Below are 13,013 nucleotides of genomic sequence, written 5' to 3' on the forward strand. Positions count from 1 at the left end.
GGCGCCACACCCGCGCTGTCACAGTGGCCGGGTGACCGACCAGGCGGAGCACCCGCCCCTACACCCGTCAGCGCCGGGCTGCCCCCGCTGCTCGGCGCCGCTCGTGCCAGGGCGCGGCGCGTGCCCGGCCTGCGGCCTGCGGCTCGTCGGGGAAGACGCTGCGGCCCTGTGGGAGGTCGACCAGGAGCTCGCGCGGCTCCAGCAGCGCCGAGCCGGCCTGCTGGCCGCGCTCGCGGGAGTGACCGCCGCGGATAAGGCGAGCGAGGTACCCGCGAAGGGTTCCGCGGAAACCCGGCTTGCAGCTCCCGCGGTCCCGGAGGCCCCGGCAGCGGCGGCCGGGGCTCAGCCCACGAGCCCCTGGTCGGCTCCCGACCCCTACCGGCCGGTCCCGCAGTCTGCCCCGCAGTCCGCCCCGGAGTCGACCCCGCTGTCGACCTCTGCGGCGGAGATGGCTGCGCCGACAGGCCCGTCGGCGCGACGCCAGCGCCGGTTCGGCATCCAGCAGTTCCTGCTCGTCACGGCCGTCGTCCTCGTCTCGGTGGCGGCGCTCGCCTTCACCGCCTCCGTCTGGGGCGTCATCGGTCCCCTCGGGCAGGCGGTCGTCCTGCTCGCGGTGTGCGCCGGAGGTGCCGCAGCTTCGCGGGCCACCGCCCGCCGCGATCTCGGCGCCAGCGCCGAGGCGCTCGCGGTCCTGTCCGTGGTGGTGCTGCTCGTGCTCCTCGGGGCTGCGCGCAGCCTCGACGTGCTGGGGCTCGGCGCCACCGACGCGGATATCTACGGGCTGGGGGCGCTGCTGGTCGCCGTCGGGGTCTGCGCCGCGGGAGACCGCTGGCTGCGACCCGCCGCCCAGCCGAGCCGGCCCACGGCACTGGCCTGGGCGGCGGTGCTCCTGACGGCCCTCGTGCCCACCGCGGTGACCTTCGCCGTCGACGGCGAGCTGCTCACCTGGTCCGCTGCGGCCCTGGCCCTTGCGGTGCTGTCCGCACCCGCCGCGCGCCGGCTCGACGCCAGGGCCCGCGGCCTGGGTGCCGCCGGGCTTGTCGTCGGTGGCGCCCACCTCGTCGTCGCGGTGTTCATGCTGCTCGCGGTCGACGCCGGGGCTGATGCCGTGCCCGGTCAGGGCCCCGACGCGTCCCAGCCGTTCCTCGCCGCCGCCCAGTTCGCGCTGCTGGCGGTCGCCGCTGCGCGGGTTGCCTCGCGGACCGTCTCTCGCGCAAGGCCTGTCGCCGCGTCTGAGACGGGCTCTGACACGGGCTCTGAGACTGAGCGATCGCGGCTGCGCCGCACGGCCGTCGTGGTGGCCTACGGCGGTGCCATCGGCGCGGTGGTGTCGCTGGCCGCCGCCGGAGGGGCGTTCGCGCTGCTCCTGCTCGCGCTCGGGGTCTGCATCCTCCTGTCCGTGCTCCTGGTGGTCCGCCCGGGTCTGCTGCCCTGGCCGGTGCTCGTGGCCGCGATCGGCCTGGCCGGTGGCTCGCTGGTCAGCGAACCCGTGGTCGGCAGCGCGCAGGACACCTGGTGGCGCCCGGCTGCCTGGTACGCCCTGGCCCTGGCCGCGGTGCTCACCGGCCGTCGGCGGCCCGTGGGGGCTGCAACCCCCGAGACGGTGGCCGACCGCAGCGCGCTGCAGGTCCCTCGCGCCGTGTGGGCCTCGCTGGCGTCGCTGTCCGTGCTGGGGGGCAGCGTCCTGGCCCCGTGGCCGTTGTCGGACCCGCTGCCCCTCGTCGTCGCGCTGGTCGCCGCGAGCGCGCTGCTCGCGCTGGCGGTGCGGGAGCGGGGAGCTCCGGAGGTGGTGTTCGTGACGGGGTGGGGGCTGACGTCGTTCGTGGCGGTGCTCACCGCCGGCGCCGGTCCGGTGGGTGCGGTGTTGCCGTTGGGCGTGGCGGGTGTGGGGGCGCTGGTGCGGGCCGTCGACCGGTGGCGCACCGGCTGGGTCGTGCCAGGAGTGGGGTTGCTCGTGCTGGCCTGGTGGAGTGAGGTCGGCGACCTCGTGCCGTCGCAGGCCGGTGTCGAGTGGTGGTCGCTGCCGCCGGCGGTGCTGGCGCTGGCGGTGGGCGTGCTCGTGTGGCATCGGCACCCGGGTCTGAGCTCGTGGGTGACGCTGGGCGCCGGTCTGCTGGTCGCCCTGGTGCCGTCCGCGTTGGTGGCCGTCGTGGACGGCGGGGCGTGGCGGACCGCGGCCGTGGCCGTCGTCGGGGCGCTGGCGTGCGCGGCAGGTGTCCGCGCCGGCCTGCAGGCGCCGGTCGTGGTCGGTGCCGGGGCGGCGCTGCTCGTGGCGGTGGGCGAGCTGGGCCCGATCGCCGTGCAGGCCCCGGTGTGGGTGGGGCTGTTCGTCGCCGGCGCCGTCGTCCTGGTGCTGGCGATCCGGATCGAGCAGACCCGTCGTGACGCCTCTCGCGCGGTGAGCTGGGTGCGCGCCCTGCGCTGACCTCGGTGCTGATCCCAGGGTCAGCCGGTCAGCCGGGGGTCGCGGTCCAGGGACGTCCGTGGGCGCCGTCGTGCACCACTCGGGCCACCGGCGGCCGTCGGCGCGAGCGGGGGAGATCGGGCGCGGGGTGGCCCAGGACGACGGCGGCGGTGAGCCGCTGGTCGGCCGGGATGCCGAAGGCCCCGCGTACCCGCGGCCAGCGGTCGGGGGGTACCCCGATGAGGCACCCAACCAGGCCGGTGTCGACGGCGGCGAGCAGCACGAGCAGTGCCGAGGCGCCGGCGTCGACGTCCCACCAGGGCACCGGCCACGCACTCGCGTCACGCGGATCGGGCCCGAGGTGGGGCTGGGCGCGGGCCTTGTCCGGGCGCGCGTACCGCTCGACGTACACGGCGGGCTCCGCCAGGCAGACGACGACGACGGGCGCCGTCGTCATCCCGGCCAGCCAGGCGTCGGGCGCGTCGACGTCGTCGCTGGTGGCGCGCCAGAAGCGGTCCCGGTCCGCGGCGGAGGTGAGCACGAGCAGCGACCTGCCCTGCGAGCCTCCCGCCGTGGGACCGCTGACGCCGGCCGCGACGACGCGGTCGAGCACTTCCCGTGGCACGTCAGCGTTGGTGAACCTGCGCACTGCACGGCGGCGGCGCAGCACCTCCTCCAGCTCCACCCGGCCGACCCTGCCACGTCGGGCAGTGCCCGCCAGCAACCGGCAAGCCGAGAGCTTGATGACGAACTTGACTCGGAGGGGGACAGCGCAGGGGACCCGCCGGGGCGCCCGGTCGTCACCGGCGACGACTAGCCTTCACCGGGTGTCACCGAGCCACCCCGTGTGGGCCCGCGCGTGGGAGGCTGACGTCGTCCTGAGGGACGGCGGAGCAGCACACATCCGACCGATCCAGCCTCATGACGCTGACGCCCTGCAGGCCTTCCACGTGGCGCAGTCGCCACGGTCGACCTACCTGCGCTTCTTCGCGCCCATGCCGCGGCTGTCCCCACGGGATCTGACGCGGTTCACCACGGTCGACCATCACGACCGGGTGGCCCTCGTGGTGCTCGTCGGCGACGCCATCATCGGCGTGGGCCGTTACGACCGCGTCGAGGAGGGCGTGGCCGAGGTCGCCTTCAACGTCTCCGATGCCCACCAGGGTCGTGGGGTCGGGTCGGTGCTGCTGGAGCACCTCGTGGTGGCCGCGCGGGAGCAGGGCATCACGCGGTTCGTGGCCGAGGTGCTGCCGGAGAACCGCAAGATGCTCGACGTCTTCACCGAGGCGGGCTTCGCCACCACCCGGGCCGTCGAGGACGGCGTGGTCATGCTCACCGTCGACATCGCCCCCACGGACAGGTCGCGGGAGGTCATGGAGGCCCGCGAGCACCGCGCCGAGTCCGAGAGCCTGCGCCGTCTGCTCCACCCCCGCTCCGTGGTGGTCGTGGGGGCGGGCCGCCGTCCCGGCTCGGTCGGCGGCAGGCTCCTCGCTGACCTCGTCGGCGGTGGCTTCACGGGGGACGTGCACGTCGTCCACCCCGAGGCCGACGTCGTGCGGGGTGTGCCCGCCGTCCGCTCCCTGGCCGACGTCCCAGGCCCCGTCGACCTCGCCGTGGTCGCGGTGCCGGCGGAGTCGGTCAACGAGGTGGTCGAAGGGCTCGCCGAGCTCGACGTGCGCGGGCTGGTCGTGGTCTCCAGCGGGTTCGCCGAGGTCGACGAGGCGGGCCTGGCACGCCAGCGGGAGCTCCTCCGCCTGGCCAGGGGGCACGGCATGCGCCTGGTCGGCCCGACGTCCTTCGGCATCATCAACACCGACCCGCAGGTGCGCCTCAACGCCTCCCTGGCGCCCGTCGTGCCCCCGCCCGGGGGGCTGGGTCTGTTCAGCCAGTCCGGAGCGCTCGGCATCACCGTGCTCGACGCCGCCAACCGCCGCGGCCTGGGCATCTCCACGTTCGTCTCGGCGGGCAACCGCGCCGACGTGTCCGGCAACGACTGCATGCAGTACTGGCAGGACGACCCGGCCACCACCGTGGTCGGGCTGTACCTCGAGAGCGTGGGCAACCCCCGCAAGTTCTCCCGCGTGGCCCGGGGGTTGGCGCGCACGAAACCCGTCGTCGTCGTGAAGTCCGGGGTGAGTTCCTTCACGGTGCCCCCGGGGCATGCGGTGCGTGAGACCCGCGCCCCCCGCGAAGCCCTGGACGCGATGCTGCGCCAGGCCGGCGTCATCCGCGTGGACAACGTGCACCAGCTCTTCGACGTCGCCCAGCTCCTGAAGACCCAGCCGCTGCCGGCGGGGGAGCGCATCGGCGTGGTCGCCAACTCCGGCGCCCTCGCGGCGCTGGCCGCCGAGGCGGCCGTCTCCTGGGGCCTGGACGTCGCCGACCCTGCCGTGGTGGCCCCCGAGGCCGAGGCCTCCGAGGTCCGCGAGGCCCTCCAGCGGGTCTTCTCCGACCCCGACGTCGACGCCGTCGTCGCCTGCCTCATCCCCCCGGTCACCGAGGTGGACCGGGAGGTGGTAGCGGCGCTGCAGGAGGTCGCCGCGGACGCCGGCAAGCCGTGCGCGGCGTGCCTCGTGGCGCTCGTCGGTGGCGCGGAGCGCACCCTCAGCCTGTCCCGGGTCGAACCCGGTGAGACCTCCGACGACGAGCCGGCCGCCGGTGCCGCCGGTACAGCAACGGGCGACGCGACCGCGGCGGGGGAGTCCGGGGGCGACAAGGACGACGACGGCGACGTGCACGGCGGCGCTGCCTCCGGCGCGCTGCCGGTGTACTCCACCCCCGAGGACGCCGTCCGCTCCCTGGCGGCCGTCGTGCGCTACGCGGCGTGGCGGCGCCGCGACCCTGGCACCCGGGTGGATCCGGCCGGCACGGACGCCCGCGCGGCCCGCTCGCTCGTGGAATCGCTGCTGTCCGGGCGCACCGCGGACGATCCGCCGCTGCAGCTGGAGCAGGAGGAGGTCAGCGCCCTGCTCGCCTGCTACGGGGTGCAGCTGTGGCCCTCGATCACCGTCCGCTCCGCCGACGAGGCGGTACGCGCCGCCGACCGGGTCGGGTGGCCCGTGGCGGTCAAGGCCACCGAACGGCGTCTGCGCCACCCCGGCCTGGGGGGAGTGCGCCTCGACGTCGCCGATGCCCGGGAGCTACGGGCGCACGTCACGTCGATGCTCGCCGGGCCGGCCGGCAGCGGCGGCGGCAGTACCCCCGCGCTGCTCGTGCAGGCCATGGCTTCGGCCGGCATCTCCGTGCTGGTCCGCACCCTGGAGGACCCGCTGTTCGGGCCGCTGGTCTCCTTCGGCCTGGCCGGAGACACCACGGTGCTCCTCGGTGATGTCTCGCACCGCATCCCACCGCTGACCGACGTCGACGTCGTCGACCTCGTCCGCACCCTGCGCGCCGCGCCGCGTCTGTTCGGCTACATGGGCACCCCCGCCGTCGACGTCCACGCCCTGGAGGACCTCCTGGCGCGGATCTCCGTGATGGCCGACGACCTGCCGGAGGTGTTCTCCAGCGAGCTGTCGCCGGTGCAGGTCGCCGAGCGCGGCCTGGCGGTGCTCGGGGCGCAGGTGGAACTCGCGGTGCCGGTCGGCCGGGCCGACGCCGGGCGCAGGGTGCTGCCCCAGTGAGGACAGCGGTGACGCGCTGAGCAGGGTGCTGCCGCAGTGACGTCGGACCCCGGTGGGAGGATGGCCCGCGTGTGGGGTGGTGACGGTGCGAGCAAGCGGCGCGGCGAGGGCTTCGAGGGTCTCCCGGGAGCCGCGCACGGCGGTGCGCCCGCTGGGGGCGGCTGGGCCTCCGGATGGCGCCGTGACGCTGGTGACGAGGCGGATCGACTCCCCGACGAGCTGCTCCGGGAGCTGGAGCAGACCGGGTACTACCCGCAGCTGCTCGCCGACGTCGTCCTGCAGGCGCTCGCGGGAGAACCGGTGCTCGACGCGCTCGTGCACCTGGAGACCACCTTCGACGCCGACGCGGTGCGCCGCCACGTCACCGTGCTGGCTCTGACGGCGACGCGCCTGGTGACTGCCCACGTCGACGACCACGACCCGCCGGAGACCGGTGGCGCCCCCGTGGCCGTGGCGTCCTCGGAGTCGGTGCCGCTGTCCGACGTGCGTTCGGTGGTCATCGGTCACCGCGTGAACGCCCCCGAGCGGTACCGTGCCGGGGCGGCCCCGCAGGAGCTGACCCTCACCGTGGCGTGGGGCACCCTCAGCCGCCTCGACGTGGAGCCCGCGACCTGCGGTGACCCGGAGTGCGAGGCCGACCACGGCTACACCGGCACCATGACGGCCGACGACGTCTCGCTACGGATCAGCGCCGACGCCGAGGGCGAGGCCGCGGTGCTCGCGGCCCGGCGCTTCGCCCGCAGCCTCACCCGGGGCACCCGGACCTCACGCACCGCGTGAAGGGTCAGGTCGGTCGGGCCGGTCAATCTGAGCCGGTGGGCCCGGCCCGACCGGTTCCCGGGGGTCTTGCCGTCGACGGTGCCCTGGCCGACGTCCTGCCTGCGGTCGCCGACCTCCTCGGGGCACCAGCTCGGCCAGCCCCCGCCCCGGCGGAGCCCTCGCCCCTGACCGCGGCCCTGCGGGAAGCCCACGACGGCGTGGAGCAGGTCTGCGTGCTCCTCGTGGACGGACTGGGGGAGCGGCTCCTGGCAGCCCGGGGCGGCCACGCCCCTCGCCTGCGGTCCCTGACCGCCGCGGCCGGCGCTCCCGGTGCAGCGGTGCTGGCCGTCGGCTACCCCTCCACCACCGCCACGTCGACAGCGTCGCTGGGCACCGGCCTGCACCCCGGTCAGCACGGCGTGCTGGGCTACCAGGTCCGCGACCCCGCCACGGGGTCGCTGTTCAACGAGCTGTCCTGGGAGCTGGCGCCCGGCGCCCCCGCCGGCGCGGCGGCCCCGCCGGACCCACGCCGCTGGCAGCGCCATCCGACCGTCTTCGAGCACCTCGCCGCTGCTGACGTCGACGTCACGCGCGTCGGACCGGGCTTCTTCGACGGCTCCGGGCTCACCGAGGCCACCTCCCGGGGCGGTCGCTTCCGCGCCGCCACCAGCCTGCCCGCCCGCGTCGACGCTGGGCTGGGGGCGCTGCGCGCGGCGGCGCGGGCGCGTCGCCGGGCGTTCGTGCACGTCTACTGGGGCGACCTCGACAAGGCCGGCCACACCCACGGGTGGACCTCCCCGCAGTGGTCCGACGAGCTGGAGCGCGTCGACGCCGCCGTGGCCGACCTCGTGGCGGGGTTGCCGCCGCGGGCGGTGCTGCTCGTCACCGGCGACCACGGCATGGTCGACGTCCCGGACGACGCCCGCTGGGATGTCGCCGTCGATGCCGAGCTCGCCGCCGGGGTGGACGTCGTCGCGGGGGAGCCGCGGGCTCCGCAGCTGCACTGCGCCCCCGGCGCCCTCGACGACGTGCTCGCCACCTGGCGCGCGCGCCTCGGCCACGTGCTGGAGGTGCTCAGCCGCGAGGAGGCCATTGAGGCCGGCTGGTTCGGTCCGCACGGCGTCGACGCGGGCGTGCTGGAGCGCGCGGGCGACGTCGTCGCCGCGGCCATCGCGCCCGTGTCCGTCCACGACTCCCGCGTCCAGCGCCCCGAACTGGAGGGCCTGATCGGGATGCACGGCGGCCGCAGCCCCGACGAGGTGCTCGTACCGCTGCTGGTGGCGGGGAGCCCCCGCCGCCGCTGACGGCACAGGTCCCGAGAGGATGGGCTCCGTGGCCGAGCTTGTCTTCTTCTCCGGGACCATGGACAGCGGGAAGTCGACCCTCGCGCTCCAGGTCGACCACAACCACCGCGCCCGCGGGCGCCGGGGCCTGCTCTTCACGCGCGACGACCGCGCCGGCGTCGACGTCATCTCCAGTCGCCTCGGGCTGCGTCGCGCCGCCCGCGAGGTGACCGCGGAGACCGACTTCGAGGCCGTGGTCGCCCACGCGGCCACGGAGGACGGCGGTCTGGACTACCTGGTGTGCGACGAAGCGCAGTTCTACCGCCCTGAGCAGGTCGAACAGCTTGCCCGCGTGGTCGACGAGGCGGGCGTCGACGTCTACGCCTTCGGCATCACCAGCGACTTCCGCACGCGGCTGTTCCCCGGCAGCGCCCGCCTCGTGGAGCTCGCCGACCGGGTGCAGGTGCTGCAGGTCGAGGCACTGTGCTGGTGCGGGGCGCGCGCCACCCACAACGCCCGCACCGTCGACGGGATCATGGTCGTCGAGGGCGAGCAGGTAGTGATCGGTGACGTCGCCGCGGACGCCGGCGTGGTCGGCTACGAAGTGCTGTGCCGGCGCCACCACATGCGGCGGGAGACCGCCGCTGTCGCGTCGGGATCCGACCGCGGTCAGCTGCGCGACTGACCGCGGTCACGTCCGTCGGTGACCTCGGTCAGTCGCGGCGGGGAGCGCCGAAGACGATCTCGTCCCAGCTCGGAACGCTGCGACGCCGCCGCGCGGGCTGCTCGGCCGGGTCGTCTCCGTCGTGCTCGGGGTCGTCGATGCCGGTGGGGACAGAGACCGACGGCGACGCAGGGCGCGCGGCATCGGGTGAGCGCGGGCTGGCCGGCGCGCTCGGCGCCGGAGGCTCCACCCGGGACGACGAGGCCGACGACGGCGACCCGCTCGACGGCGATGTCGACGTCGCGGTCGCTGACGACGACGGCTCGGCGTCTCCGCTCCAGCGGCGGTCACGGCGACTCACCGGCTCACGGCGGGGCAGGTCCTCGGACGACGGACGCGGCAGGAGGCGCTCACCGGCGCTCGGCGGCGCCGGCGTCTGACGCTGCTGCCCCGTCGGCGGGGGAGCGGGCACCAGACCCAGCGACGCGCGGGGCGGGCTCGGGTGCTGAGCGCCCTCGTCGTCGTCCTCATCCTCGGGCGTGTCGGACGCGCCGGCGGGCGGGAGCTGGATGCCGCGGGGAGGGGTCACCATCCGGAGCCGTGCGCGGGCCCGGTCGACCTCCTCCTGGAGCTCGCGGGTGTCGGGCTGGGCGCCGGGAGGCAGGTCGAGCAGGGCGTTGAGGAGGTCGTCGTCGTCCTCCTCCTCGTCCCACGGTTCACCGTCCGGGCCGAGGTCGAGGGGAACCCGACGGCCGCGCCGGTCGCGGAGAGCGTCGAGGAGGTCGAGCGTGCGGGAGGCGAGGTCGTCGGAGGGGGCAGGGTCGGCGTCGTCGGGGCTCTCCCCGGCGGACGCCGCGGAACCAGCAGCCTCGACGGGCGCGTGACCGGCCGAGGCATGATGAGCGGCCGGGCCGGAAGCAGGCGCGACGAGCTCGGTGTCGAGGTTCGGCAGGATCTCGACACCGCTGGTAGCAGGTGGCGTCGGCGCGGTCGGAGCCACCGGTGACGGGGAAACCGGCTGTCGGGGTGCCACCTCGCCGGCCGGGACCGCCGGACCCTGGCGCGGGTCGCTGCGGGGGTCGCTGCGGGGGTCGTGGTGCGCGTCGGCCAGGGAGTCCTCGGCCTCGACGTCGAAGACGCGGACCGCCGCGAGGCGGCGGCCGGTCGGGTCGTCGGAGGGGGCCGTCAGCCAGCGCGCTTCGTCGTCGAGGGGCTCTAGCGCCCGGTTGGAGGGCGTGAAGGACCACTGCGCCGACCTGTCGCGGCCGGCGGCACGGAAGGAGGCCTGCACGGCCCAGCCGCCGTCGCGGCGCCAGGCGTCCCACGCGGTGGTGCCGGGGTCGGCGCCGCGGGCGAGCAGGCGGGTGCGGACGGCGTCCTCCAGGGTCAGCTTCGCCGGGCCGCCGCGGACCACCGCGGTGCGGGCCAGCTCGGCGATGTGGGCGCGCTCTGCCAGCACCGGACCCTCGTAGCGCTGTACCTGCTCCAGGGGCATGCCGGCGTCGGCGGCGACGTCCTCGGCGGTCTCGCCGGCGCGGATGCGCGCCTGGATGTCCCGCGGGCGCAGCGGGCCGCTCGGGGGCAGCGCCGACGCCGCAGCCGGGCCCGCGCTGCGCAGGGCGGCCTTGAGGCTCGGACCGACGGGCAGCCGGTAGCGGCTCCCGTCGGGACCCTCCAGCAGCACCACGGAAGGGTCGGCGGGGTCGGTGCCGACCACCGACAGCTCGACGGCGGTCTTCCCGCCGCCGGCAGCTGCGCCGTCGACGCCCTGCGGCGCCTCCTCCAGCCCGTCGCGCACGAGGCCTCCCCGTCTCTTCCGCCGAACCCCCGACGGTGCCATGCGGTGTCGCGGCCCCCGCCGTGACCCGAGCTGCCAGGGTGCCACCCCCGCTTCCCCCGCGTCGAGCCGCCGCGTCGACTCGCGTGCGATCACCGGCGATCTCCCGTGCGACGCGCCGAGGCGGGCGGGGCAGGATGTCCGGGTGAGTGCCGACACGTCCCCCAGCGCCCCCTACGACGCCCTGGTGCTGCTGTCCTTCGGGGGCCCCGAGGGCCCCGACGACGTGGTGCCCTTCCTCGAGAACGTCACCCGGGGCCGCGGCATCCCCCGTGAGCGCCTCGTCGAGGTCGGCGAGCACTACTTCGCCTTCGGGGGGCGCAGCCCCATCAACGACCAGAACAAGGCCCTCCTGGCGGCCCTGCGGGCCGAGCTGGCCTCGCGCGGGCTGGGTGAGCTGCCGGTGGTGTGGGGCAACCGCAACTGGGACCCGTACCTCACCGACGTGCTGCGCGAGACCCACGACGCCGGCGCCCGGCGCGTGCTGGTGCTCACCACGAGCGCGTACGCCTCGTACTCGGGGTGCCGCCAGTACCGCGAGGACGTGGCCGCGTCGCTCATCGCACTCGCCGACGAGGGCCGCGAGCTGCGCGCCGACAAGGTCAGGCACTACTTCAACGCCCCCGGCTTCCTGGACGCCAACACCGACGCGGTGCTGGCCGCGTTGGAGGAGCTGGACGACGACGTGCGCGCCGGCGCCCACCTGGTCTTCACGACGCACTCGATCCCCACGGCCATGGCGGAGGCCGCGGGCCCGGGAGGCGGCGCCTACGAGGCCCAGCACGAGGCCGTCCGCGCCGAGGTGGTGCGTCGCGTGGCCGAGCGCACGGGCGTGGAGCACCCCAGCGCCCTCGTGTACTGCTCCCGCTCCGGCCCGCCGACGCAGCCGTGGCTGGAGCCCGACGTCAACGACCACCTAGAGGCGATCCGTGCCGCGGGCGGCCCGGCGGCGGTGGTCGCGCCGATCGGCTTCATCAGCGACCACATGGAGGTCAAGTACGACCTCGACACCGAGGCCGCCGAGACGGCAGAGGGCCTGAGCCTGCCCATGGCGCGCGCGGCCACCGCGGGGGTCCACGCGGCCTTCGTGACCTCGTTGGTCGACCTCGTCGTCGAGCGGGCCGCCGCCGAGCGGGCCGCTGCTGAGGGAGGCGAGCCCCCGCAGCGAGCTGCTGTGGGGCCGCTGGGACCCAGCCACGACGTCTGCCCTGTCGGCTGCTGCCGCAACCTGCGCACGCCCGACAAGCCGGCGGCGTGCGGCGCGGACTGGGTCGACCCGCCCGTGTCGGCGGCTGCGGGCACGGGGAGCGGCGCGTGAGCCCGGCCCCGACGGGAGCCGGCAGCGACGCTGCCGCTCTGACGGCAGCGGAGGTGGCAGCGCTCGCTGACCTTGCCGAGCGCGCTGCCCGTGCCGCCGGGGAGCTCGTGCGTGCCGGTCGCGCCGAGCACGGCACCGTGACGGCGACCAAGTCCAGCCGCACCGACGTCGTGACGGACATGGACACCGCCGCCGAGCGACTGATCCGCTCGATGCTCGAGGCCGAGCGCCCACAGGACGCCGTGCTCGGCGAGGAGGGTGGCGCGACCGGAGGCACCAGCGGCCTCACGTGGGTGCTCGACCCCATCGACGGCACCGTCAACTACGTCTATGGCATCCCCGCCTACGCGGTGAGCGTGGCCGTGGTGGCCGGACCGCCGTCACCTCCGGCGTGGCAGCCCGTGGCGGGTTGCGTGCACAACCCCGAGACCGGGGAGACGTGGACGGCGGCCCTGGGCGCCGGGTCGCGGCTGAACGGCGAAGCGCTCCCCGGCCCGCAGCGGCCGCCGCTGGCGGAGGCCCTGGTCGGTACCGGTTTCGGGTACACGGCGCAGCGCCGCGCCGAGCAGGCCGCCGTCGTCGCGCACCTGCTGCCTCGCGTGCGCGACCTCCGGCGCATCGGGTCGGCCGCACTCGACCTGTGCGCCGTCGCCAGCGGCCGCCTGGACGTGTACTACGAGCGCGGCCTCAACCCCTGGGACGTTGCCGCGGGGTGGCTCGTGGCCAGCGAGTGCGGTGTCGCGCTGGTGGGCCTGGACGGCGCTGGCGCGAGCTCGGAGATGCTGGTCGCGGCAGCGCCCGGCCTCGCCGAAGAGGTCGCCGCAGCGATCGCCGGAGTGCCCTCCGGAGCGGGCGCCGCGGCGTCGTCCTGACCTTCGCCGGACCCCTCGGGTGATCTCCGTGAGACCCATCATCGGGGACCCGGTGCGCGAACCCGCGCCGAGTAGGGCATGATCCCGGCGCGACCGGGCATGCCTGCGGCATCCCCGGTGTTGCAGGGGGTCCGTCCATCGCGGGCGGAGAGCGGCCACCGACGAGAACGACCCGACCACCACGACTCACCGAGAACACGACAGCAGAACATCAACAGATCGTTCACAGCTTCTTCCCCGTCGTGTCACAGGC

At 75.6% G+C, this 13,013-nt stretch carries 9 protein-coding genes; 7 read left to right on the plus strand and 2 right to left on the minus strand.

Going from position 1 to position 13,013, the window contains the following annotated elements; all coding sequences use genetic code 11:
* Positions 1-31 precede the first annotated feature (31 nt).
* The gene (locus tag BXY45_RS17575) at positions 32-2,425 is read left to right on the plus strand and encodes an SCO7613 C-terminal domain-containing membrane protein (protein WP_109775830.1); all 2,394 of its coding nucleotides are present in this window, start codon (positions 32-34) and stop codon (positions 2,423-2,425) included.
* Positions 2,426-2,453: 28 nt separating this feature from the next.
* Here the strand turns inward: BXY45_RS17575 and BXY45_RS17580 are convergent, their stop codons facing one another.
* The gene (locus tag BXY45_RS17580; RefSeq protein ID WP_245961898.1) at positions 2,454-3,089 is read right to left on the minus strand and encodes a nitroreductase family protein; all 636 of its coding nucleotides are present in this window, start codon (positions 3,087-3,089) and stop codon (positions 2,454-2,456) included.
* Between the two features lie 142 nt (positions 3,090-3,231).
* On the opposite strand from BXY45_RS17580, the gene BXY45_RS17585 reads away from it, so the two are divergent.
* The 4 genes from BXY45_RS17585 (at position 3,232) to BXY45_RS17600 (ending at position 8,754) form a co-directional block, all read left to right on the plus strand.
* The gene (locus BXY45_RS17585; protein ID WP_245961899.1) at positions 3,232-6,027 is read left to right on the plus strand and encodes a bifunctional acetate--CoA ligase family protein/GNAT family N-acetyltransferase; all 2,796 of its coding nucleotides are present in this window, start codon (positions 3,232-3,234) and stop codon (positions 6,025-6,027) included.
* A 69-nt stretch (positions 6,028-6,096) separates the two neighbouring features.
* Positions 6,097-6,807, plus strand: a complete 711-nt coding sequence (locus BXY45_RS17590; RefSeq protein ID WP_211319709.1) for a DUF5998 family protein — start codon at positions 6,097-6,099, stop codon at positions 6,805-6,807.
* Positions 6,808-6,842: 35 nt separating this feature from the next.
* Positions 6,843-8,090: an alkaline phosphatase family protein gene (locus BXY45_RS17595; RefSeq protein ID WP_109775831.1), complete on the plus strand. Its 1,248-nt coding sequence runs from the start codon at positions 6,843-6,845 to the stop codon at positions 8,088-8,090.
* Between the two features lie 28 nt (positions 8,091-8,118).
* A complete protein-coding gene (locus tag BXY45_RS17600) occupies positions 8,119-8,754 on the plus strand; it encodes a thymidine kinase (protein WP_109775857.1) in 636 nt (211 codons plus the stop codon).
* A gap of 28 nt (positions 8,755-8,782) precedes the next feature.
* Here the strand turns inward: BXY45_RS17600 and sepH are convergent, their stop codons facing one another.
* A complete protein-coding gene (gene sepH, locus BXY45_RS17605) occupies positions 8,783-10,531 on the minus strand; it encodes a septation protein SepH (protein WP_170131580.1) in 1,749 nt (582 codons plus the stop codon).
* Between the two features lie 184 nt (positions 10,532-10,715).
* On the opposite strand from sepH, the gene BXY45_RS17610 reads away from it, so the two are divergent.
* Positions 10,716-11,888: a ferrochelatase gene (locus tag BXY45_RS17610; RefSeq protein ID WP_245961900.1), complete on the plus strand. Its 1,173-nt coding sequence runs from the start codon at positions 10,716-10,718 to the stop codon at positions 11,886-11,888.
* Positions 11,885-12,760 (plus strand): inositol monophosphatase family protein, encoded by an 876-nt coding sequence (locus tag BXY45_RS17615; RefSeq protein WP_245961901.1) that lies wholly within the window; start codon positions 11,885-11,887, stop codon positions 12,758-12,760. Before BXY45_RS17610 ends, BXY45_RS17615 begins: the two co-directional genes overlap by 4 nt.
* Positions 12,761-13,013: the final 253 nt, after the last annotated feature.

The organism is Quadrisphaera granulorum, from assembly GCF_003149145.1.
GTDB classification, from domain to species: Bacteria; Actinomycetota; Actinomycetes; order Actinomycetales; family Quadrisphaeraceae; genus Quadrisphaera; species Quadrisphaera granulorum.